Here is a 22,872-nt window from a genome sequence, read left to right as displayed (position 1 = left end):
ACCCCAATCAGAAGGCACGTCATCAAGCTTAGAATATGGATGGAAGTATCTTAGTTAGGCAGCGACGGAAAGCCCACGTAACAGACATTAAGCCTTAATCAAACGTCCCGGTCACACGGCCCAGTACCATGAACGCGCGCGCTGTGCGGGTTTCCGCCATGGCCGAAAGATCCGCATCTGACGCATTCTTTTCAAACTGCGCATAGGTCTGATCGAACCGGCGCATGAAATGGTGGGACGCATCGCGGAAAACCGGGTCTTTCCGCATCCGGCCCGCGGTCAAAGCCAAGGACGAACGATCCCGCACCGCCCCCAACGAAGCAATCTCTTTTCCACGTTCACCAGCCGCGAACTTGCGCCAGATTTCTGGCAGCGTGCTGTCCGGACGCAGATCGTCCATATAAATCCCATCCTGTGACATCAGCGTTAGAATATCCTGCGAGGCTTGCACCAACCCGGCCACCTGACGATCCTCGAGCGCGCGTCGCAAAGCACGGAAGCCTTCGGCATCCTGCGCATGTTCGGGAAAATGCATCGCACGTATGAAATCCTCGATCGACAGAGGGGGAATCATATCCTCGGCTCGCGTTCCAAGCGCCAACGTGGTCTGATCCTCCAACTCTTTCGACGCCTCGTCAGCACCCATTGCAGGTGCAATCGGCGCGGGATGCGGGTTGGCTAGGCTGGGCATGCCAGGGCGGATTGACACAAACGTCGCCAGCGCGGTTTCTGTCCGTCGCGACACTTTGGCGATTTCTTCCAGCTTCTGTTCGACCTTTGAGGCCTGAGCGGCTGGACCACCGACACCCTGCTGTTGTTTCAGATAGACGGTGCGCATGCCGTCAATCGCTGCTTTCAAGCGCGTACTTTCCTCGCGCATGATCCGAGCCGAGCGCATCGCGGCAACCGCCAGCCAGATCATCGCAACCGGCATGGCAATCGCCACGACTGTCATCACAAATCGAAGCGGATCAAACCCGCCTTCCGTCGTGCCCGTGCCCATCACCATAAAGAACATGGCACACGCAGCTAACCAGACGAAAGATAAGGCAAGACCGATGGCCTCGGCCACGCTCAAAGGCGGCACCTCAGCTACTACATCCTGAGGAGTTGCCCCCTTTGACGCGGTCTTGACGTCCTTGATCTGGGGCCGCTCTGCCACGATCAGATCCAGTCGATGCTCAGAATTTCATAGGCCTTTTCGCCACCCGGCGTGCGCACTTCAACGCTGTCGCCCTCTTCCTTGCCAATCAAAGCACGGGCCAGGGGGGACTTGATGTTCAGCTTGCCGTTCTCGATGTCGGCTTCAGGCTCGCCCACAATCTGATAGGTCTTCTCTTCGTCCGTATCTTCGTCAACGATGGTCACGGTGGCCGAAAACTTGACCGCACCAGACATGTTGGCAGGATCAATCACCTCGGCCAGCGACAAGATACCTTCCAGCTCTTTGATCCGTCCTTCAATAAATCCCTGCTTTTCACGCGCCGAGTGGTATTCCGCGTTTTCTTTCAGGTCGCCAAGCTCGCGCGCACTGGCGATCGCCTCGATAATCTCGGGACGCTCAACTGTCTTGAGCTGCTTCAACTCGTCATTCAGCGCGGTATGGCCCGCGCGGGTCAAAGGTATTTTATCCATCAAACCTGTTCATCTTATCGTCGCCCGGCGCCAAGGCACCAAAACGTGTTTTCATTACGGCTCGGTCAATTCGAGAATCTAGCAATCCGCCAAGATTTGCAACGTCATTGTTCGCAGGCCGATCAGATGTCAAATGACGCCGAATGCGTGCGACCCAAGTGAGTCGGCACAAATATCATCAAGCATTGTTAATTTTGTCGGAAACACACCTTTGTAACGTCGTGTCCTGATTGACCCGCCTTGTACGTCAAGCTAACGATCTTGCGAAACGGATCGACCGGGGAAAAGAATATGAGCGACATCGAACGCGAAAGCATGGAATACGATGTGGTCATCGTGGGCGCAGGCCCCGCTGGCCTTTCGGCAGCCATTCGTCTGAAACAGCAGGACCCTGACCTAGAGGTTGTGGTGCTGGAAAAAGGGTCGGAAGTCGGCGCGCATATCCTGTCGGGTGCAGTGCTGGACACCTGCGGGTTGGATAAACTTATCCCCGACTGGAAGGAAAAAGGCGCACCGATCAAGACGGAAGTGAAGAAAGACAACTTCCTTGTGCTTGGACCAGCAGGCCACATCCGCGTGCCGAACTGGCCGATGCCGCCGCTGATGAACAACCATGGCAACTATATCGTCTCGATGGCGAATGTTTGCCGCTGGATGGCCGAGCAGGCCGAAGAGCTGGGCGTTGAAATCTTCCCAGGCATGGCGGCCTCCGAGCTGGTTTATGGTGAGAACGGCGAAGTGAAGGGCGTTGTTGCCGGTGTCTTTGGTCTGGAAGAAGACGGATCCTATGGCCCCAATACCGAGCCGGGCATGGAACTGCACGGCAAATACGTCTTCATCTCGGAAGGTGTGCGTGGATCGCTGGCGAAAGAGATCATCGCGAAATACGACCTGCAGGCCGGGCGCGACGTTCAGAAATTCGGCGTCGGCATGAAAGAGATCTGGGAGATCGACCCCGCCAAGCACCGCGAAGGCACCGTGACCCACACGATGGGCTGGCCGCTGGGCAGCAATGCGGGTGGCGGCTCGTTCATCTATCACTTGGAAAACAACCAAGTGTATGTCGGCTTCGTGGTTCACCTGAACTATAAGAACCCGCATTTGCACCCCTACATGGAATTCCAGCGCTTCAAGCACCACCCCGAGATTGCGAAGCTTCTGGAAGGCGGCAAACGCGTGGCTTACGGCGCACGTGCGATCACCGAGGGCGGCTATCAGTCGATGCCGAAAGCATCTTTCCCCGGCGGCGCATTGTTGGGCTGCTCGGTCGGTCTGGTGAACGTGCCGCGCATCAAGGGCAACCACAACGCCATGCTGTCAGGCATCGCGGCGGCTGATGCGGCTGTGAAAGCCATCAAAGCGGGTCGCGCCAGCGACGAACTGAGCGACTATGAAGAAGAGCTGCGCACCGGCGAGATCGCGAAAGACCTGAAAAAGGTTCGCAACGTGAAGCCGCTGTGGTCGAAGTTTGGCCTGACCGCATCCCTGATGCTGGGTGGCATCGACATGTGGGTTCAGTCGATCTTCAAATTCTCGCCTTTTGGCACTGTAAAACACGGCAAGACCGATGCGGAAGCCACCGGTAAAGCCGCGGATTATCCGGAAATCGAGTACCCGAAACCCGATGGCAAGCTGAGCTTTGACCGCCTGACGAACGTCTCGTTCGCGGCGACAAACCATGAAGAAAGCCAGCCCTGCCACCTGAAGTTGACGAACCCAGATCTGCCGATCTCGGTCAATCTTCCGCAATTCGCCGAGCCCGCACAGCGATATTGTCCGGCAGGTGTGTATGAAGTGGTTGAAGAAGACGGCAAAGACGCGCGCTTTGTTGTGAACTTCCAGAACTGTGTGCACTGCAAAACCTGCGATATTAAGGATCCAAGCCAGAACATCACCTGGACAGTTCCGCAGGGTGGCGACGGACCCAACTATCCGAACATGTAATCGTGCGGAATTAAAAACATGACAAAAGAGGGGTGGCCATGTGCCGCCCCTCATTGTTTTCAATTGGAAGGCACATTAGGTTCCTTTGCAACTGAACCTGCTGCGACTTAAGGAATTCATGCCCTTGTTCCGCCTGACCCCATCGACCCTGCGCCGTCTTGCCCTTCCTGCCCTTCTTGCTGCCCAATGCGCTGTCGGCACTGCCACTTACGCGGACAACGCGGCCGGAGCCTATCTTGCCGTACGCCACGCCGATCTGACACGCAACTTTCCGGAAGTCGTCGAATACGGTGTCCGTGCAATTGCCGAAGATCCCGAGAATCTGGATGTTCTTGAAGGCTTGATCGTCGCCCAAATTGCGTTGGGAAAACTGGATGACGCGTTGCCATACGCGCGCCGGCTGGCATCTGCCAGCGAAGACAATCAGATCGCGGCGTTGGTTCTGCTGGGCGATGCGCTTGCCACTGATGATTGGGACACCGCTTCGGGGCTTGTGGGGACACGCGTTTCCATCGCGCCCGTCATCGACCAAATGATTCAGGCCTGGATCCGGATCGGCCAAGGGAAGATGTCAGATGCACTGGCCATCTTCGATGGGCTGGGCGAAGACAGCGCAAGCCTTGGTTTCACGCTGTATCAAAAAGCGCTTACACTGGCCTATGTCGGGGACTTTGAAGGTGCAGCGCGCATCCTTGGAGGCGAGCAAGGCACACTGAACCTGAACCGGTCGGGTTTGTTTGCCCACGCGCAATCCCTAAGCCAAAGCGATCAGCAGGACAAAGCGATTGAGCTGATGACGTCGGCACAAACCGGCATGACCGACCCCGAGGTTGCCCAGATCATTGCGGATCTTGAAGCGGGAAAAACACTGGAATTTGACATCATCCGGTCCCCGCAGGACGGGATTGCCGAGCTGCTGTTCGCTGTGGCGGAATCGCTGGGTTCCGAAGGCGATCAAACCGGGATCCTTCTGTACAATCGCCTTGCCGAACATCTTGCCCCAACCCATGCGGGCGTCTTGATCCTGACAGCTCAGATCCTTGAGGGTATGAGACATCATGATCTGGCGATCGAGACATATGGGAAAGTACCGCAAGACAGCTTCGCCTATCAACATGCCGCCCTTGGCCGCACCGATGTGTTGCGCCGGGCAGAACGGTTTGACGAAGCCACGGGCGAGCTGCGCACTTTGGCGGACGCCTTTCCAGATACGCTTCGTTTCCGGGTTGCTTTGGGCGACACGCTGATGCTGCAAGATCGCTATGACGAAGCCCGGGACGCCTATGATCTGGCCATCGGACAGTTCGAAGTTGACCTGTCCGCACAGTGGCCAACCTACTTCCAGCGGGCCATTGCGGCCCACAAACTGGACGATTGGACCGCTGCCGAGGCGGACTTCCGCAAGGCATTGGAACTCAGCCCAGAGCAACCCACAGTCTTGAATTATCTGGGATATTCCTTGGTCGAGCGACGCGAGAAAATGGACGAAGCGCTGGACATGATCGAACGCGCCGTCGCCGCCCGACCAGATCGCGGCTATATCGTCGACAGTCTGGGGTGGGTGCTTTACCGCTTGGGCCGCTATGACGAAGCCGTCGTGCAAATGGAGCGCGCGGTCGAGCTGGAGCCAGTGGAACCCATTCTGAACGACCATCTGGGCGACACCTATTGGGCCGTGGGCCGCAAGCGCGAAGCCGAATTCCAATGGAGCCGCGCCCTGAGCTTCATCACAGATGATACAGACCTGACCGAGCTTGACCCTGATCGCATTCGTCGCAAGCTCGAAGTCGGTCTGGACGTGGTGCTGGAAGAAGAAGGGGCCGCCCCCCTGAACGCCACAGAATGAGCATCACAAAGGTTTTCGCCCCGGCCAAGGTGAACCTGACCCTGCATGTCACAGGGCAGCGGCGTGATGGCTATCACCTGCTGGACAGCCTTGTGGTCTTCGCCGATGTAGGCGACCGGATCACCGTAATGCCTGCGGATCAGAACCGCCTTGAGGTGATCGGCCCACGTGCCAAGGGCGTACCAACGGATGGCACCAATCTTGTCGCCCGTGCAGCGAATCTGTTTGGCGTACCTGTCCATATCGTCCTGTCGAAACACTTGCCTGCTGCAGCGGGGATCGGGGGCGGAAGCTCGGACGCAGCGGCGACTATTCTGGCGCTGTCGGACATGGTGGGCGACACCCGTCTGCCCGAAGGCGTGGCCGATCTGGGGGCGGATGTGCGCGTCTGCCTGATGCGACAAGCGGCCCGGATGCGTGGAATTGGCGAAGACGTCGCCCCCTGCCCCGGCCTGCCGCCGCTTTATGCCGTCTTGGCGAATCCCGGTGTGGATGTGCCCACTCCAGAGGTCTTCCAAGCGCTTGAAAACAAACAAAACCAACCTTTGCCCAAACGCATTCCGCAGGGCATGAAGACTGGACCCTTCATCGACTGGTTGGCCACTCAACGCAATGATCTGGAAGCGCCCGCGATTGCGCGATCTCCGGTGATACAGGAAGTTTTGAAGACACTATCCGACCTTCCCGGCGTGCGGCTGGCGCGAATGTCAGGGTCAGGTGCCACTTGTTTTGCCTTGTTCGAAACCGAGGACGCAGCGCAAGCGGGCGCAACGGCTCTGACGCAAAGCCAACCTGATTGGTGGGTGGAAGCAGCCAAGCTGTCTTAAGGTTTTGGTGGCTCACTTCGTGAGCCTGAAAGGGGCGTTGCCCCTCGCCCTTACGGGCTCACCCCAGGATATTTGAACCAAGAAAAACGCTTAGTTCAGGCGCGCGACCACATAATCCGCGATGTCGTGCAGCATATGACGAATTGGCGCGTCGGGCAGAATGGTTAGTGCTGCTTTTGCCTTGTCTGCCCAAGCGATGGCCTCGGCCCGGGTGTCTTCCAGCGCACCGTGTTTCGTCAACAGCACCAAAGCGTGCTCCAAATCGCCATCTTCCTGGCGGCCCTTTTCGATTGTACGTTTCCAGAAGGCACGCTCGTTGTCATCAGCTTTGGCCACGGCCTTGATCAGCGGAAGGGTCAGTTTGCGTTCGCGGAAGTCGTCACCGATGTTCTTACCTGTGGCATCGCCGCCCCAGTAATCCAGCAGATCATCCACGATCTGGAACGAGATCCCCAGCGCGTCGCCGTAGTCGAACAGCGCCCTTACCTGTTCATCAGGTGCACCTGCGATGACACCACCAACTTCGGTCGCGGCTGAGAACAACGCAGCCGTCTTGCCCCGAACAACTTGGCGATAGACCTCTTCATCCGTCGACAAATCCTGCGCGGCGGTCAGCTGCAGAACTTCGCCTTCAGCAATCGTAGCCGAGGCATTGGACAGGATGCGCAATACATCAATCGATCCGGTATCGGTCATCAGCTGGAATGACCGCGAGAAGAGGTAGTCACCCACCAGCACGCTGGACTTGTTGTCCCACAGAAGGTTCGCCGTCGGGCGGCCACGTCGTTGGGCGCTTTCATCCACCACGTCATCATGCAGAAGGGTCGCGGTGTGAATGAATTCGACCGTTGCAGCCAAATGGATGTGATAGGGGCCGTCATAGCCACACAAGCGCGCGGCAGCCAAGGTCAGCATCGGGCGCAAACGCTTGCCACCGGCATCAACCAAATGCGCGGTCACTTCAGGAATACGGGGGGCGTGTTTTGACGCCATCCGCTCGCGAATCAGGGTGTTCACCGAATCGAGATCGTCGGCCAAATGCTGGCCCAAACGTTCATGCGGTTTATGTGCAGCTTCGATCAGCATATTCACCTTCCCGTCAACCGGCTCGACATCAGGGCGGGGATGCCCTTATGTCCAAAAGCATGAAAGAGCTTCTAAGAACCACGGATCCAACCATGATCCCTTTCGTCTCTGCCCTTCTTGCAGGCGAGGATATAGCTTGCTTTGCGATGGACGTCCATATGAGCGCGCTTGAAGGATCCCTTGGCATTTTGCCGCGCCGCTTGATGGTGCGCGATCAGGATTTGTTCATCGCACGTGCAATTCTACGCGATCATGACATCGCGTTTGAAAGCTAGGGACGTGTGATGAGCGGGAATGATCAGACACAGGATGATTTTCTGGGTGGGCAGCTGGTGCTGACCCAGCCAAGTAAGGGCTATCGTGCTGGCGTAGATCCTGTGTTTCTTGCCAGTGCTGTTCAGGCCCACGCCGGGCAATCGGTGCTAGAGCTGGGCTGCGGTGTCGGGGCCGCGTCGCTGTGTCTGGGGCGCCGGGTGCCCAAGCTGTCACTGCATGCGATCGAACGGCAGGCGGATCACGCGGAACTTGCGCGCAAGAATGCGGAAGCAAACGGAATTTTGCTGAATGTGCATGTCGGCAATTTGGCACGGATGCCCGAGGCATTGCGGGCGCAAAACTTTCACCATGTGATCATGAACCCACCGTATTTTGACCGTGCGCGAGGTAGTATGTCGCCTGATGATGCCCGCGAGCAAGCCATGGGGGAAGAGACCCCGCTGGCGGTTTGGATGGATCAGGCGACGCGTCGTCTGACCCCCAAAGGCACGTTGACGATGATCAATGCGGTCGAGCGTCTTCCTGACATTCTGTCAGCCATCGACGACCGGCTGGGATCGTTGGTGGTCCAGCCACTGGCGCCACGCCGTGGACGCGCAGCAAAGTTGCTTTTGCTGCAAGCACGCAAGGGCGGGCGCGCCGCCTTTCGGCTGGCGCCGCCTATCGTGCTGCATGAGGGCGCAGTGCATACTTCGGATCGCGAACATTACACGCCCGAGATACAGGCGATCCTGCGTGACGGGGCCACGCTACGTTGGGGATAGGCTTGTTCGGTTAAGTGTACCGCAACCACGTCAGCGATTCCCCGCGACGTTTTGCAACGATTTCGTGACAAGACGAAAAAATTGTGGTGCACTTGTCATGTTCTATCAACCAATAGGAGGATCCCCATGAGCATGAGTTCGCATCTTGAAGAGCTGCGCAGGAAACACGAGGTCCTCTCGGATAAAGTCGAAGAAATCCAGCGCGCGCCCGGCACCAGCGATGCCGAGATTACCGAACTGAAAAAGCAAAAACTCCAGCTCAAGGAAGAGATTGAACGCCTGGCTACGGCCTGACGCCTTCAAGGCATGGGTCAGGTCTGTTTTGACGAACTGGCACTGGCCCGTGCTGCCATCAATGCCCCAACTGTAATCAGCACTCCTGCGATCAACAGGGATGAATGAGGCTGAGCAACACCCGCCAAGATCAAAACCAGCGTAGACAGAAGCGGCGCGCCATAGCTTGCGACGCCAAGAAGCTGGATATCACCGCGCTTCACCCCGACATCCCAGACATAGAAGGCCAGCCCGACCGGGCCAAGCCCCAGCCCCGCAACGGATGCCCATCCCAGTGTGCTGCTAGGCCAGACTGTGTCTTCCCACAGCAAATGCGCCCCTGTCGACAGGACGGCAGTGGCTAGACAGAACACGACAACCGACGCCGTGGGCGTGTTCCCCAACCGCCGCGACAAAACTGAATATCCGGACCATGTGAGCGCACAGAGGAAGGCAAGCACGAAGCCGGGCAGTGCGGCTGTGTCAAACCCCGAAGCCCCGCCCAGCACGATCAACGCAGCCCCCGCAAAGGACACCAATGCACCGATTACATGCATTGGACGCAGGCTTTCGCCCGGCAGCAGCCCCGAAAACAGAACGATGAACAGGGGCCATAGATACGCGATCAAACCAGCCTCGGCTGCGGGCGCCATGCGCAAGGCAGAAAAATACAGCGCGTGATAGCCAAACAGGCCCAATGTTCCGAATGCATAAACACGCCAACTGACGGTGCGAAGAACGCCCAGACCTTCCGTCGCAGCAATCCAGATCACGCCCAGCGTTCCGCCCACCAGAAAACTCATGGCGGTCAGTTGGAAGGGCGGCACAGGCGCCGTTCCGACTGTGAACAGCGCCAACAGCGACCACAGCAATACTGCGATGAACCCAACTAAAGTGGCTGTTTTGCGTGTCATGGCGAATCCTCGGGCGTCGCAAATTCCAAACCCGCCGAGACTTGCGCCGTTTTCTTAATCTCGGCAAGCACCCAATCGCGAAACGCAACGATGGCTGGGCGGTTCTCTTGCCCCAACCGGCACAGAAAACGGAAGCGCGCCTTGGTGGTCAGGGCCAATTTATATGGTGCGACCAGCCGACCCTCGGCCAAGTATTTCACCACGAATGCCCGACGGCCAAGCACGACGCCGACGCCTGACATCGCCGCATCCAGCGCGTGATCGGGTTGCGAGAACACAGATGCGATTCGCGGCGCCCCATCGACCCGGGCGACACGAAACCAAGCGGACCAGTCGCATCGCGGTTTTAGAAAGTCGTCAGATGTGTTGTGGATCAATGGCGCATCGATCAATTCAGCAGGCGTCGGATATTTCTCGGCCAGGGATGGTAGCATCACAGGGGTCAACCATTCGTCCGCCAGCGGCATGGAATACAGCCCATCGTCGGGCCCATAGCCAAACCGGATCGCAACATCGACTTCGTCCCGGTTCAAATCGACGAACTTCAAACCTGCCGCAAAGCGCAATTCGATCTCGGGATGGTCTTGTGCAAACGCATACAACCGAGGTGCCAACCATTTCGAGGTAAAGGCCGGGCCAGCCGTCACAGTCAACGTGTTGCTGTTCAGGCTACGCCGCGCGTTCCGCCATGCGCCTGCCAGCATTTCGAACCCATCAGCCGCACCGGGGGCCAACAGGCGGCCTGCTTCGGTCAGCTCGACAGCGCGGTTCAGCCGCAAGAAAAGCGGAGCACCAAAATGTTCTTCCAGAGATTTGATCTGAAACGACAAAGCCGCAGGCGTCACGTTCAGCTCGGCGGCGGCTTTCTGAAACGACATGTGGCGTGCGGCGGCATCAAAGGCACGAAGGGCAGTCAATGGGGGAAGACGGTCACTCATTTCAGTTAAGTATCATTTATCTGAAACCTTGAAAAGTCTCGTTTGTCGTCAAAAATTCAAGACCCCATATTCTTTCCAAGAAAATATGGCTTAAGAGGATCATGATCATGTTGGAAACTGCAACCACCCAGCCAACGCTGCGAATTGCCTTTGACCGCGCGCATGCCGAACGTTCGCAGGCATTTCGGGCAGTGGGGCGCTGGATCGGCGGCATTTTCGCGCAGCCGCGGTCTTTCCTGAAGGCAAAAGGGGCTGACCAAACTGACCAGCCCCTTCGTTGTGATTGTCCAGCGTGATTAGACGAAGAACTGCGCGCCGTTGGCCGAGATGGTCGAGCCATTGATGAATCCAGCATCATCCGATGCCAGGAAGGTCACACAGCGTGCGATTTCTTCAGGTTCGCCCAGACGACCCGCCGGAATACCCGCAACGATCGAGTCACGCACTTTCTCTGGGATCGCCATAACCATTTCGGTCGCGATATAGCCGGGGCAGATGGCGTTGGCAGTGATGCCAGCGCGTGCGCCTTCCTGCGCCAGCGACTTGACGATACCCAGATCGCCAGCCTTGGTTGCAGCATAATTCACCTGAGCAAACTGCCCCTTCTGACCGTTGATCGAGCTGATCACGATGATGCGGCCGAACTTGCGCTCGCGCATGCCGGGCCAGATCGGGTGCACTGTGTTGAACACGCCGGTCAGGTTGGTATCGATGACTTCCTGCCACTGTTCAGGGGTCATTTTGTGGAATGGAGCATCGCGGGTGATGCCTGCGTTGGCCACCACCACGTCAACCGGGCCAAGATCCGCTTCGACCTGCGCGATGCCGGCTTGGCTTTCCTCATAGCTGCCGACGTTCCACTTATAGGTCTTGATGCCGGTTTCGGCGGTGAAGGCAGCGGCTTTCTCCTCGTTGCCAGCATATGTGGCAGCAACCTCATAGCCTTCCGCTTTCAGCGCTTTTGAAATTGATGCGCCAATTCCGCGCGAACCTCCGGTGACAAGTGCAACTCGGGCCATGTTTTCCTCCATCTCGAATCTTGGGTCTGAAACTCTGTTACATTTTCAATTTAACTTGCGCAATATTATTGCGCAAACAATTTGCCGCATTGCAGAGTTTATGATGCAGCTGCGACAAGAACGCGACAAATTGATTAACAAAAAAGGCGCCCGAAGGCGCCCTTTTATCATATATCCGGCCCTTATGGACGCTCGAGGCACATGGCCACGCCCATGCCGCCGCCGATACACAAGGTCGCTAAACCCTTCTTGGCCTCACGCCGCTTCATCTCGAACAGAAGCGTGTTCAGGATACGACAGCCCGAGGCGCCGATCGGGTGGCCAATCGCAATAGCACCGCCGTTCACGTTCACCACATCCGGGTTCCAATCCATGTCTTTATTCACTGCGCACGCCTGTGCGGCGAAGGCTTCGTTGGCTTCAACCAGATCAAGATCCTGCGCTTTCCAGCCCGCTTTATCCAGCGCCTTACCCGACGCGTGGATCGGACCAACACCCATGATCGACGGATCCAAACCAGCAGTGGCGTAGGACGCGATGCGCGCCAATGGCTCCAGCCCACGCTTTTCGGCTTCGTCAGCTGACATCAGCAGCACAGCCGCCGCGCCGTCGTTGATGCCCGATGCGTTTGCCGCGGTGACCGAACCGTCTTTGGTGAAGGCCGGGCGCAGTTTCTGCATGGCCTCCATGGTGGCGCCGTGACGAATGTATTCGTCTTGGTCCACGACGATCTCGCCCTTCCGGGTTTTCACGGTAAAGGGCACGATCTCGTCGGCAAATTTTCCAGCTTTCTGAGCAGCTTCTGCCTTGTTTTGCGACGCAACGGCAAACTCATCCTGCATTTCGCGGGTGATCTGCCACTGCTCGGCCACGTTCTCAGCGGTTTGACCCATATGGTAGCCGTTGAACGCGTCCCACAGGCCGTCTCTAATCATACAGTCGATAAACTTCATGTCGCCCATTTTGTGCCCCGCGCGCAGATGCGCCACATGGGGGCTGAGGGTCATATTCTCCTGCCCGCCAGCCGCAACAATGGCCGCGTCACCCAGCTGAACATGCTGTGCGCCCAGCGCGACGGTGCGCAGACCAGAACCACAAACTTGGTTGATACCCCAAGCCGATGCTTCCTTGGCGTAACCGGCATTGATGTGCGCCTGACGTGCCGGGTTTTGACCCTGACCAGCCTGAAGCACCTGACCCAAGATGGTTTCGCTGACCTCGGACGGGTCGATCCCAGCGCGAGCGACGATTTCAGCCAAAACAGCGGCACCCAGATCATGGGCCGGGGTGTTTGCAAACGACCCCGAGAAACTGCCGACTGCGGTCCGAGCAGCCGATACGATTACGACATTGGTCATGATGCTTCCTTTTCCTTCAGACTGACGATCTGCGATATGCCGTGTTTTCAGAAACATCTTTCACACGCGCCATCTCGCAAGATCATTGCTGGCCGCATCCTGTGCTGCATTGCAGAGAAAATCAAGCGGCGAGACCGCCCAGCGCCGGCAACGGCCCCTAGGCCGCGTTGCGCCAGTATGGGTCCAAGGTTGGGACGCCGAAGTAATACCCTTGCATGCAGTCCACCCCAATCTGGGTCAGAAAGGCCGCATCCTCGGCCGTTTCGACGCTTTCGGCGACCGTGAACATATCAAAGTGCCGCGCAACCGAAATAAGGGCTTGGGTCAGGATCTGGTTGTCCGGATCACCGTGGATCCCGCGGATGAATTCGCCATCAATTTTGATGATGTCGAAATAGAAATCCTTGAGGTATTTGAACGAGGTATATCCAGCCCCGAAGTCATCCAGCGCGAAGCTGATTCCATGACCCTGCATCTCGGCCATAAAGACCTGCACCAGTTCAGGCATGGTGATCGCCGTGCGCTCTGTAATCTCAAGGATCAGGCGTTCGCCAATATGCGGGTCGTCTTCAAGGCCGCGCTCTAGCACCGTCTTCCATCCCGGATATCCAATGGATCGCGCCGACATATTGATGGACAAGCGCAGGTTGGGTTCCGCTCTCAACGCCTCCAACCCTTTCTCCAACGCCAGTGCGTCCAGCTGGCGACCCATTTCCTGATCCTCAACGGAATCAATGAAGTCTTTTGCGGGAATCACGCGGCCATTTCGATCCAGCACACGGATCAGCCCTTCGAAGAACGCGCGCCGATCGGGCTGAGTGGTTTGAACCACAGGCTGAAAGGCTAATCGAACCCGCTTCTTTCGTAGGGCTTCGCGCACAAGACTGATCGCGTCTTTGTCACGCATACCAATTGCCGTGCTCAGCGGATCACCAACCGGACCGCTTGTTGGATCTTGCATCTGCGTGTCCGAAGATGTTTTGTTTCGAAAGTTAAACATTGTGTCGCCTCTGCTGCCCCACGACCAAAGGTGGCAATTCAATGCTAACGGGCGGTAAATCCGCCAAGTTGTCTAAAATTGTAACGGATGCCCTTTGATGACTACGCCAATCCCCACCGCCCCCGATCTTCCGCGCTGCGACTGGTGCGGGTCCGAGCCGATTTATCAGAAATATCATGATCTTGAGTGGGGCGTCCCCGAATGGGACGGGCGCGCATTGTGGGAAAAGTTGATCCTTGACGGATTTCAGGCGGGACTAAGCTGGATCACGATCCTTAAAAAGAGAGACAATTTTCGTGCCGCATTCGAGGGGTTCGACCCAGAACGCATCGCCACGTGGGGCGAGCCTCAGGTCAACCGCCTGCTGCAAGACAAAGGTATCATTCGCCATCGCGGCAAGATCGAAGCGACAATCACCAATGCACAGGCCTATCTGGATCTGGGCGGAGCGGATGCGTTTCGCGACATGATGTGGGCCTATGTGGACAGCAAACCGCTGAACGGGCGCTATAAAACACAAAGCGAAGTGCCAACATCCTCGCCCTTATCCACGCAGATTTCGAAGGATCTGAAAAAAGCGGGGTTCAAGTTTTGCGGACCAACCATCGTCTATGCCTGGATGGAGGCTTGCGGTCTATTCAACAACCATCTGGTCAGCTGCCACCGGCACGATCAGGTCTAGTTCAGCGCCGCCAAAAGCTGCCTACTGGGCACGCCGGTTACGGGCATCCCGCGCGACTTCTCATAGGCGCGGATTGCGGCGCGGCCCTTCTCTCCGATCACACCGTCTGGGCGTCCAGCCTGAAATCCCAATTCATTCAAACGCTTTTGAAGCGCCTGCCGCTCTTTAGCGCTCATCCCCCATGGCTTCTTGGGATAGCTCGCTTGGATTGCACGCCCCCCGGCCAGGCGATCAGACAGATGGCCGACACCGATCACATAGCTATCTGCATAGTTATATGTCTTCAAAACGTGGAAGTTCTGGAAAATCATGAACACCGGACCTGTCGGGCCAGCAGGCAGGATCAACGCACCGCTACCCGCCCCCTTCACGGCACGTCCTGCCACATCGGTGACCCCCATCTTACCCCAGTCGCGCAAACGACGTGGGTAAACCCGGCCGGTCAGGGCCAGATCAAACCCTTTGGGCAGTTGCACCTCGATCGCCCAAGGTTGACCATTCGCCCACCCTTTGGCCCGCAGATATGCGGCGGTTGACGCCAGCGCATCCGTAGGATCATCCGACCAGATGTCGCGTGCTCCGTCGCGGTTGAAATCTTCGGCATGAGCCAGATACGAACTGGGCATGAACTGCGTATGCCCCATTGCGCCGGCATATGATCCTTTCATTCGGGACGGCGACACGTCGCCCGAAGTTAGGATCTGCAGGGCGGCCATCAGCTCGGTCTCGAACAGATCGCGGCGGCGGCCTTCATAGGCAAGCGTGGCAAGTGTCGACAGAACCGAAGCCGATCCGCGTACAGCGCCAAAACTGCTTTCCATCCCCCAGATCGCCACGATGACCTCTTTCGGGACGCCGTATTTCTGTTCGATTTTCTTTAGCAGCGTCGGATAGCGCGACAGCATCCGCTGGCCGCCTTTGATCCGTTGGGGCGACGCCGCAGACCCTATATAGTCTTGCAAACTACGCGCGGTTTCTGCTGGGCGGCGGTCTGACTTGATGACCGAGGGCAAGTACTCTGCCCGCCGCAATGCTTTCAAAGCCGCATCACCAACACCTGCCGTCCGTGCCTTGGACGAAAACCCCGACAGCCAGCCTGAAAAACCGCTGTCGGCCATCACACGCCCCGGCATAACGGCCACAACAGCTAGTGTGGCCAGCGCGGTGCGGCGGCTTAGTAATACAGAGTTTTGGGGCATCAGAGATCCTGTTGGCAACGCGGTGCTCTTTAACACTAGAAGGCTCGTGCGTCTTCTCAAAGTTAATCTGGCCAGATCGGCAAATCCACGCCACGCGCAACTGGGTCAGAGCAATTGCACCTACCCGCCTTGCCGCGTATAGCATTCCCCAGAAGAAATATGTCCTGAAAGGCAGATCATGAGCGACGACACGAAATCCGCGAATGAAATGTGGGGCGGCCGGTTCTCGGCGGGTCCCGATGCGATCATGGAGGCGATCAACGCCTCGATCGGCTATGACCAGCGCATGGCGCGACAGGACATCGAAGGCTCGCGCGCGCATGCTGCCATGTTGGCCGCAACGGGCGTAATCACCGAAGATGACGCCAAGGTCATCCGCGAAGGTCTGCTGACCGTGCTGGCCGAAATCGAAGCTGGAAACTTTGCCTTCTCGACCGCGCTGGAAGACATCCACATGAATGTCGAAGCGCGTTTGAAAGAGATCGTCGGCGAACCAGCGGGCCGTCTGCACACCGCACGCTCGCGTAACGATCAGGTGGCCACCGATTTCCGCCTGTGGGTCCGCGACCAGATGGACGCCGCGATCGATGGTCTTGAAGCGTTGATCCGCGCGCTGCTGGGGCAGGCCGAAGCAGGCGCTGATTGGGTCATGCCCGGCTTCACACATCTGCAAACCGCACAGCCCGTCACCTGGGGCCACCACATGATGGCCTATGTCGAGATGTTCGGCCGCGACATGTCCCGTTTCCGCGACGCCCGCGCCCGGATGAACGAAAGCCCGCTTGGATCGGCCGCGTTGGCTGGCACGTCTTTCCCGATCGACCGCCACATGACGGCCGAGGCGTTGGGCTTTGACCGCCCGACCGCAAACTCGTTGGACGCCGTAGCTGACCGTGACTTCGCGCTGGAATTCCTGTCATCTGCAACCATCTGCGCCATGCACCTGTCGCGCTTCGCGGAAGAGCTGGTGATCTGGTCCTCAGCCCAGTTCCGCTTTGTGCGCATGTCGGACAAATGGTCGACCGGATCATCCATCATGCCGCAAAAGCGCAACCCGGACGCAGCCGAGCTGATCCGCGCCAAAATTGGCCGTATCATGGGCGCGAATATCGGTCTGATGACCGTTATGAAGGGACTTCCGCTGACCTATTCCAAGGACATGCAGGAAGACAAAGAACAAGTCTTTGACGCCGCTGACAACCTGATGCTGGCGCTGGCGGCGATGACCGGGATGGTTTCTGACATGACCGCCAACACCGAAAGCCTCGAAGCCGCGGCCTCATCCGGTTTTTCGACTGCAACCGATCTGGCCGACTGGTGCGTGCGCGCCCTGAACATGCCGTTTCGCGACGCCCACCACGTGACCGGATCTCTGGTCGCGATGGCCGAAGATCGCGGCTGCGACCTGCCCGACCTGTCGCTGGAAGACATGCAGACCATCAACGCGCAAATCACCGAAGACGTCTTTGGCGTTCTGGGCGTCCGCAACTCGGTCGCATCGCGCACCAGCTATGGCGGCACCGCGCCCAGCGAAGTGCGCAAACAGATCGCCCGCTGGAAAGAAACTCTGAGGAACGAGGTACCGGCATGATCCGCGCACTTCTGATCACTGCGCTTCTGGGGCTTGCCGCCTGCGGTGCGGATGGCGAACCCATCCGCCCGGGCAGCCCGGAAGATACAGCTCAGGCTGAAGGCTGAGCCGCCAGTTCAGCAAAGAAATCGGCAAGGCGCCGCTGCCCATGCGGTGGCGCCACCATGTCCGAAGAAGCCGCCGCCAAGAAAAGCTCGAACGGTCCCCAAATATGGCGCGGCGCGAACGGTTTTACGACGCGTAAGACCACACGCAAAATCCATGCAGGGATATAGGTGATCTTCGGCGTCGTTCGAAGCGTCGCGAAAGCCAGCTTTGCAACATCGTCCATCGACAAGATCTCGGGTCCGCCAACCTCGATATCCACCTCTCCGGCCTCAACGGCGTCAGCAATTGCCTTGGCCAGATCGGCACCGTGGATCGGATTGATCTTCAACGCGCCGTCTCCGACCATCCAGACACGGCCGGACCGAGCCATATTAAACACTTCGGCGATATCCACAAAATAGCCACCAGGCCGCACCACGAGAGAGGCAATCGACGATGCTTGCAATGCGGTAACGAAGCGCGACTTAGCCTGCACCAGTTCAGACCGCGCATCTGTGCGCGTCAAGACATGGACATATGCAAATTTCTGAACATTGGCGACTTCTGCAGCCCGCAATAGGTTCAAATTCGCTTGATAATCGACATCGTCATAGCTCAACTTATCGGTCTGCCGCGTCAGCCCCAGTGACGACACGACCAGTTCCACCCCATCAAACACGCCATAAAGCGTTTCGGGCTTCGTCGCTTCACCATAAATCACGCGAACGCCATCGGGAAAATCCGCCTTTGACGCCGGACGCACCAATGCGGACACGTGATAGCCGCGCGCAAGAAATGCCTTAACCAAGTAGCGCCCCAAATATCCGGTCGCGCCCGCAATCATGACATGTGCCATGAGATTCTCCTTTAATGACTTTCGGGTCATTATTAAGAGATTGCTTTTCTGACCGTCAAGTCATTAAAAGAAAATCAGGAGGTTCCATGCCCAAGATTGTTGATAAAGACGCCATGCGGGAACGAATTCTGGACGCCGCAGAAAACGCATTCCACCGTGATGGAATCACGCAGGTCCGAATGGTTGATATCGCAGCCGAACTCAGCGTCGCGAAGGGCACGATCTATCTGTATTTCCCATCGCGGGCGGAACTGATCGCAGCGCTTGTGACGCGGTTCTTCAAATCCGCCGAGAACCCATTGGCCGCCGCCCCGCCCGCACCATCGCTTGAGGCGTTTCAAAAGATGATCTTGCAGATGGTCACCGCATCCTCGCCCGATGAATCCACTCTGCTCAGGTTTTTCTCGATCTTTGGGGCCGAATTGAAAAACCCGGATATCAGCACGCCATTGGCCGCGTATTTCGACATGTTGGCCGAAGCGCTTGGGGCAGAGCTTTCCCGGCTTGCCCCCAACATGCCCGACCCGACGCAAACCGCACGCGCATTGGTGTCTGTCATCGACGGACTGATGCTGCATCGTGGGCTTTTTGGGCATAATGCCGACATCGACACAACAAAACGTCTGATAACAGCCATCTTGTCATCGCCATGACGATTGAAAGCGCCTGCCAGTTCGGCTAGGGCAGGTTGAAGCGCAGACAGACGAGGCCCAAGATGGACCATTTCCTTTACCGCGACGGCGTGTTGCACGCCGAGGACGTGTCAATTCAGCAGATCGCTGCCGACGTCGGAACGCCCTTCTATGTCTATTCGGCCGCCACGTTGCAACGTCACATCGGACTGTTCAACGAAGCGTTGGACTGGGCCGATCATCTGGTCTGCTTTGCCGTGAAGTCGAACTCGAACCTCGCCGTTCTAAAACTGATCGGAGAGATGGGCGCAGGTATGGACGTCGTGTCAGGCGGTGAATATCGTCGTGCGATTGCTGCTGGTGTGCCGGGCGAGCGTATCGTCTTTTCCGGCGTTGGCAAAACGCGCGAGGAAATGCAGCTTGCCCTGACAAACGGCATCCGCCAGTTCAATCTGGAAAGCGAGCCAGAAATGCGCGTGCTGTCTAAGGTCGCGACCGAGCTGGGCGTGATAGCCCCTGTGACTGTGCGCGTGAACCCCGATGTAGACGCGAAAACCCACGCCAAGATCTCGACCGGGAAATCGGAAAACAAGTTCGGCATCCCCATTGCGCGTGCGCGTGAGGTCTATGCGGAGATCGCCCGCCTGCCCGGTTTGAAAGCTGTTGGGATCGACGTACATATCGGCAGCCAACTGACCGAGCTGGAACCGTTCCGCGAGGCCTATGAAAAGGTCGCTGAACTGACTGAAGCACTGCGCGAAGATGGCCATGACATCACGCGACTTGATCTGGGCGGTGGCTTGGGCATTCCCTATGAACGCTCAAACGACGCGCCGCCTCTGCCGATCGAATACGGGCAGATGGTGAAGGAAACCGTGGGCCACCTTGGCTGCGAGATCGAGATCGAGCCGGGCCGTCTGGTATCGGGCAATGCCGGGATCATGGTCACCTCGGTCATCTATGTGAAAGAAGGCGAAGGCCAGGATTTCCTGATCGTCGACGCGGCCATGAATGACCTTGTGCGCCCCGCAATGTACGAGGCTCATCACGATATCATCCCGGTGGTGGAAAACGCGCCCGGTGAAGACAAGTCGCGCTATGACATTGTCGGTCCGATCTGCGAAACTGGCGACACCTTCGCCAAGGGTCGCGATCTGGACGCGCTGGCGCCTGATGACCTGATCGCCTTCCGCTCGGCTGGTGCTTATGGCGCGGTGATGGCGTCCGAGTACAACTCGCGCCCGCTGATCCCGGAAGTTCTGGTGATGGGCGATCAATATGCCGTCATTCGTGCACGTCCCACCTATGAAGAGATGCTGGGACGCGATACCATTCCAGAATGGTTGTGATGTTCCCACGGGTCCGGTGACCCGCCCCGTTCTTCCCCCCAAGGCGCAAAAGCGTCTGCGTTGGCCCTTGGCTTTGACAAGGGGCGGGATGATTGTGGAACGCCTGTGGCAGGCAGCTTGGCCTTTGGCAACCGTCGCGCTGGCCGCGATTGCGCTGGCGGGGTTCGGCGGGATGCAGGGCTGGGTTTCGATCATATTGATGGGACTGGCTGCGCTGATCTGCCTTGTTCTGGCGGCGCGTCGTTTTATTTGGCCCACAGCCGATCAAACGGTCCGGCGCCTTGATAACAGCCTGAAGGGTCACCCCATTGCCACCTTGCGCGATGAACAGGCCACTGGCGTGGATGATGCGGCCTCGGCCCGGTTATGGCAGGCGCACCAATCTCGGATGCTTGGGCAGATCGAAAATGTCCAAGCCATATCCCCGGATCTGCGTGTGGCCGCAAAGGATCCGTTGGCGCTGCGCCTGATCGCCGCGACGGGTGCTGGCATGGCAATCATATTTGGCCCGTGGACGTCCGCGCCAACCTCTGGGGCGGAAACCACCGCAACGATTTCGGCAAGTTGGGAGGGTTGGATAGAGCCCCCCTCCTATACCGGAAAGCCCAGCCTTTATTTGGACGATCAATCTGACGGCACGCTGCACATCCCCACGGGCAGCCGCCTGACCTTGCGTCGCTATGGCGACCCTCTGGCGCTGGCGTTCCAAGGCACCGCTTTGGACACTGCGGCAAGCGCAGTCACCAGCCTGACCCAACAGATCACGCGCGACGGTACGTTGATCATCGACGGCCCCGTACCGCGCCGATGGTCCCTGACGGCCATGCCCGACTCCCCACCAGAGATCCGTCCGGTAGGCCCCTTGACCCGGCAGTTGAGCGGCGATTTCACACTGAACTTCGAGGCTGAGGATGATTATGGCATCACCGGGGGCGAGGTGATTATCAGCCTGGCTTTGGACGAGGTGACCCGCGACCACGGGCTGAGCATTGACCCTGAACCACGCACCGGCGTTTCGGTGGATCTGCCGCTTCCCTATCGCGGTTTGCGTACGCAGATCGACGGCACGTTGCAGGAAAACTTGATCGAGCATCCTTTTGCAGGCTTGCCGGTCACCCTGACGTTTCAAGCACATGATGGGGCTGATCAGACGGGCGAAAGCCAGCCCTATGCGATGATCCTGCCCACCCGTCGTTTTCTGAACCCGGTTGCCAAGGCGCTGATCGAACAGCGTCGCGATCTTTTGTGGAATCGCGCGAATGCGCGCCGCGCCTCTCAGGTGCTGCGTGCAACGCTAACCTATCCCGAAGATCTGCACCTGCCCGAGGGGCTTTATCTGCAACTGCGCAGCGTGATTCGCCGGCTCGAGGCCGGGATTGCCTTTACAGATGTTGCACAAGGTGTGCCCAACGATCTGCGCGATGAGGTGGCACAGGTCCTGTGGGATGTCGCGGTTCAGCTGGACGACGGACAACTGGGCGACGCCCGCGCCCGCATGGAGGAAGCCCTGAAGCGGCTAGAGCAAGCCATGCGTGACGGGGCATCGGCCGAAGAACTGGCCGAGCTGATGGAGGACTATCGCGACGCCATGCGCGACTATGTAAACCAGTTGGCCCAACAAGCGCCGGATCAAGACCCGAACGCCCCCCAGCCCGATAACGCGATAGAGCTGAGCCAGGCCGACCTTGACGCCATGATGGACCGTATCGAAGAGCTGATGCGCGAAGGCCGCGCCGATGAAGCAATGCAGTTGCTTCAGCAGATGCAGGAAATGATGGAAAACATGCAAGTCGCACAGGGTGGCGAGGGGCAAGGCCAAGGCGACGGGGCCCGCGAGGACCTGCGCGAAACCATGCGCCAGCAACAAGGCCTGTCCGATCAGGCATTCCGCGATTTGCAAGAACAGGGCCAAGGGTCCCAAGCAGGCGAAAACCAAGACAACGAAGGGCGCGATGGCGGTCAGGGGCGCGGACAAAGCCACGATGGCGCAGGCGGAGAGCAAGGACAGAACGGTGACGGCGGCGGTCAGGAAGGCCCGGAAAGCCAAGGTGGTGGCGACCCCGGTAACAGCCTTGCTGATCAGCAACGCGCATTGCAACAACAGCTAGATTCGCAACGCCGCAGCCTGCCCGGCGCGGGTGATCCGGCTGGACGCGCAGCCCGAAATACTCTGGACAAGGCTGGCCGCGCCATGGGACGCGCGGCCGATGCATTGGAACAAGGTGACATCCCCGAAGCGTTGGATCAACAGGCCGATGCGATGGAGGCCTTGCGCGAAGGGTTGCGCCAGTTTGATCAGGCTATGGCCAATCAGCAGGCAGAGCAGGACGGGCAACAAGGTGGCAATCCCGGCGAAAGCGACAGCGCGTCCAGTCAGGATCCGCTGGGTCGCAGCCCCACCGGGCAAGGGGGCGCCAATCAGACTGACAATCCTTTGGGGGATACGGAAGAAACCTATCGCCGTGCGCAAGAACTGATGCAGGAATTGCGCAAACGCTCGGGCGACACAGATCGCCCCGAGCTGGAACGCGACTATCTGAAGCGCCTGCTGGATCGGTTCTAGACGCTGGATTGTGTTCACATTATGTTCTCTTTG

Annotated in this window: 21 protein-coding genes; 11 read left to right on the top strand and 10 right to left on the bottom strand. The window is 58.2% G+C overall.

Annotated features, from left to right (window positions below):
• Positions 1–94: 94 nt before the first annotated feature.
• Positions 95–1,162 (bottom strand): hypothetical protein, encoded by a 1,068-nt coding sequence (locus tag FIL88_RS00690; protein ID WP_246066573.1) that lies wholly within the window; start codon positions 1,160–1,162, stop codon positions 95–97.
• A 2-nt stretch (positions 1,163–1,164) separates the two neighbouring features.
• Positions 1,165–1,635 (bottom strand): transcription elongation factor GreA, encoded by a 471-nt coding sequence (gene greA, locus FIL88_RS00685; RefSeq protein WP_142851902.1) that lies wholly within the window; start codon positions 1,633–1,635, stop codon positions 1,165–1,167.
• 291 nt (positions 1,636–1,926) lie between these two features.
• On the opposite strand from greA, the gene FIL88_RS00680 reads away from it, so the two are divergent.
• From FIL88_RS00680 to FIL88_RS00670, 3 genes are all read left to right on the top strand, one after another.
• Entirely contained in the window at positions 1,927–3,579 is a 1,653-nt protein-coding gene (locus FIL88_RS00680) for an electron transfer flavoprotein-ubiquinone oxidoreductase (protein WP_142851901.1), read from the top strand.
• A gap of 118 nt (positions 3,580–3,697) precedes the next feature.
• Positions 3,698–5,425 carry a tetratricopeptide repeat protein gene (locus FIL88_RS00675; protein WP_142851900.1) on the top strand — a complete coding sequence of 576 codons (1,728 nt, stop codon included), beginning with the start codon at positions 3,698–3,700 and terminating at the stop codon, positions 5,423–5,425.
• On the top strand, positions 5,422–6,252 hold the full coding sequence (locus FIL88_RS00670; protein ID WP_142851899.1) for a 4-(cytidine 5'-diphospho)-2-C-methyl-D-erythritol kinase: 831 nt from the start codon (positions 5,422–5,424) through the stop codon (positions 6,250–6,252). The genes FIL88_RS00675 and FIL88_RS00670 overlap by 4 nt, the downstream gene beginning before the upstream one ends.
• Positions 6,253–6,342: 90 nt before the next feature.
• Here the strand turns inward: FIL88_RS00670 and FIL88_RS00665 are convergent, their stop codons facing one another.
• Positions 6,343–7,338 (bottom strand): polyprenyl synthetase family protein, encoded by a 996-nt coding sequence (locus FIL88_RS00665; protein WP_142851898.1) that lies wholly within the window; start codon positions 7,336–7,338, stop codon positions 6,343–6,345.
• Positions 7,339–7,397: 59 nt separating this feature from the next.
• Between FIL88_RS00665 and FIL88_RS00660 the strand changes: the two genes are divergently transcribed.
• The 3 genes from FIL88_RS00660 to FIL88_RS00650 all read left to right on the top strand — a co-directional run bounded on the left by FIL88_RS00660 (position 7,398) and on the right by FIL88_RS00650 (position 8,672).
• Positions 7,398–7,613: a putative signal transducing protein gene (locus tag FIL88_RS00660; protein ID WP_142853398.1), complete on the top strand. Its 216-nt coding sequence runs from the start codon at positions 7,398–7,400 to the stop codon at positions 7,611–7,613.
• Between the two features lie 6 nt (positions 7,614–7,619).
• The gene (locus FIL88_RS00655) at positions 7,620–8,378 is read left to right on the top strand and encodes a tRNA1(Val) (adenine(37)-N6)-methyltransferase (protein ID WP_185960798.1); all 759 of its coding nucleotides are present in this window, start codon (positions 7,620–7,622) and stop codon (positions 8,376–8,378) included.
• Positions 8,379–8,504: 126 nt separating this feature from the next.
• Entirely contained in the window at positions 8,505–8,672 is a 168-nt protein-coding gene (locus tag FIL88_RS00650; protein WP_142851896.1) for a YdcH family protein, read from the top strand.
• Between the two features lie 17 nt (positions 8,673–8,689).
• On the opposite strand, the gene yddG is transcribed toward FIL88_RS00650, so the two are convergent.
• From yddG to FIL88_RS00625, 5 genes are all read right to left on the bottom strand, one after another.
• Entirely contained in the window at positions 8,690–9,565 is an 876-nt protein-coding gene (gene yddG / locus FIL88_RS00645) for an aromatic amino acid exporter YddG (RefSeq protein ID WP_142851895.1), read from the bottom strand.
• A complete protein-coding gene (locus tag FIL88_RS00640) occupies positions 9,562–10,503 on the bottom strand; it encodes a transcriptional regulator GcvA (protein ID WP_142851894.1) in 942 nt (313 codons plus the stop codon). The genes yddG and FIL88_RS00640 overlap by 4 nt, the downstream gene beginning before the upstream one ends.
• 296 nt (positions 10,504–10,799) lie before the next feature.
• Positions 10,800–11,522: an acetoacetyl-CoA reductase gene (gene phbB / locus FIL88_RS00635; RefSeq protein ID WP_142851893.1), complete on the bottom strand. Its 723-nt coding sequence runs from the start codon at positions 11,520–11,522 to the stop codon at positions 10,800–10,802.
• A gap of 182 nt (positions 11,523–11,704) precedes the next feature.
• The gene (locus FIL88_RS00630) at positions 11,705–12,880 is read right to left on the bottom strand and encodes an acetyl-CoA C-acetyltransferase (RefSeq protein WP_142851892.1); all 1,176 of its coding nucleotides are present in this window, start codon (positions 12,878–12,880) and stop codon (positions 11,705–11,707) included.
• 157 nt (positions 12,881–13,037) lie between these two features.
• Positions 13,038–13,880, bottom strand: a complete 843-nt coding sequence (locus tag FIL88_RS00625; protein ID WP_407642305.1) for an EAL domain-containing protein — start codon at positions 13,878–13,880, stop codon at positions 13,038–13,040.
• Positions 13,881–13,977: 97 nt separating this feature from the next.
• Between FIL88_RS00625 and FIL88_RS00620 the strand changes: the two genes are divergently transcribed.
• Complete coding sequence (locus FIL88_RS00620; protein WP_142851890.1) at positions 13,978–14,562, top strand: DNA-3-methyladenine glycosylase I; 585 nt, start codon at positions 13,978–13,980, stop codon at positions 14,560–14,562.
• On the opposite strand, the gene FIL88_RS00615 is transcribed toward FIL88_RS00620, so the two are convergent.
• Entirely contained in the window at positions 14,559–15,761 is a 1,203-nt protein-coding gene (locus FIL88_RS00615; RefSeq protein WP_142851889.1) for a lytic murein transglycosylase, read from the bottom strand. The genes FIL88_RS00620 and FIL88_RS00615 overlap by 4 nt on opposite strands.
• 178 nt (positions 15,762–15,939) lie before the next feature.
• On the opposite strand from FIL88_RS00615, the gene argH reads away from it, so the two are divergent.
• Complete coding sequence (argH, locus tag FIL88_RS00610; protein WP_142851888.1) at positions 15,940–17,352, top strand: argininosuccinate lyase; 1,413 nt, start codon at positions 15,940–15,942, stop codon at positions 17,350–17,352.
• A gap of 91 nt (positions 17,353–17,443) precedes the next feature.
• Here the strand turns inward: argH and FIL88_RS00605 are convergent, their stop codons facing one another.
• Positions 17,444–18,295 (bottom strand): SDR family oxidoreductase, encoded by an 852-nt coding sequence (locus FIL88_RS00605; protein ID WP_142851887.1) that lies wholly within the window; start codon positions 18,293–18,295, stop codon positions 17,444–17,446.
• A gap of 86 nt (positions 18,296–18,381) precedes the next feature.
• On the opposite strand from FIL88_RS00605, the gene FIL88_RS00600 reads away from it, so the two are divergent.
• From FIL88_RS00600 to FIL88_RS00590, 3 genes are all read left to right on the top strand, one after another.
• The gene (locus tag FIL88_RS00600) at positions 18,382–18,948 is read left to right on the top strand and encodes a TetR/AcrR family transcriptional regulator (RefSeq protein WP_185960797.1); all 567 of its coding nucleotides are present in this window, start codon (positions 18,382–18,384) and stop codon (positions 18,946–18,948) included.
• A gap of 62 nt (positions 18,949–19,010) precedes the next feature.
• Positions 19,011–20,276 (top strand): diaminopimelate decarboxylase, encoded by a 1,266-nt coding sequence (gene lysA, locus FIL88_RS00595; protein ID WP_142851885.1) that lies wholly within the window; start codon positions 19,011–19,013, stop codon positions 20,274–20,276.
• Positions 20,206–22,839, top strand: coding sequence for a TIGR02302 family protein (locus FIL88_RS00590; protein WP_142851884.1), 2,634 nt, complete (start codon positions 20,206–20,208; stop codon positions 22,837–22,839). Before lysA ends, FIL88_RS00590 begins: the two co-directional genes overlap by 71 nt.
• Positions 22,840–22,872: the final 33 nt, after the last annotated feature.

The sequence above is a fragment of the Aliiroseovarius halocynthiae genome, from assembly GCF_007004645.1.
Taxonomy (GTDB): domain Bacteria; phylum Pseudomonadota; class Alphaproteobacteria; order Rhodobacterales; family Rhodobacteraceae; genus Aliiroseovarius; species Aliiroseovarius halocynthiae.
The sequence above is the reverse complement of the archived record's forward strand: the minus strand, read 5'-3'. Positions and strand labels throughout refer to the sequence as shown.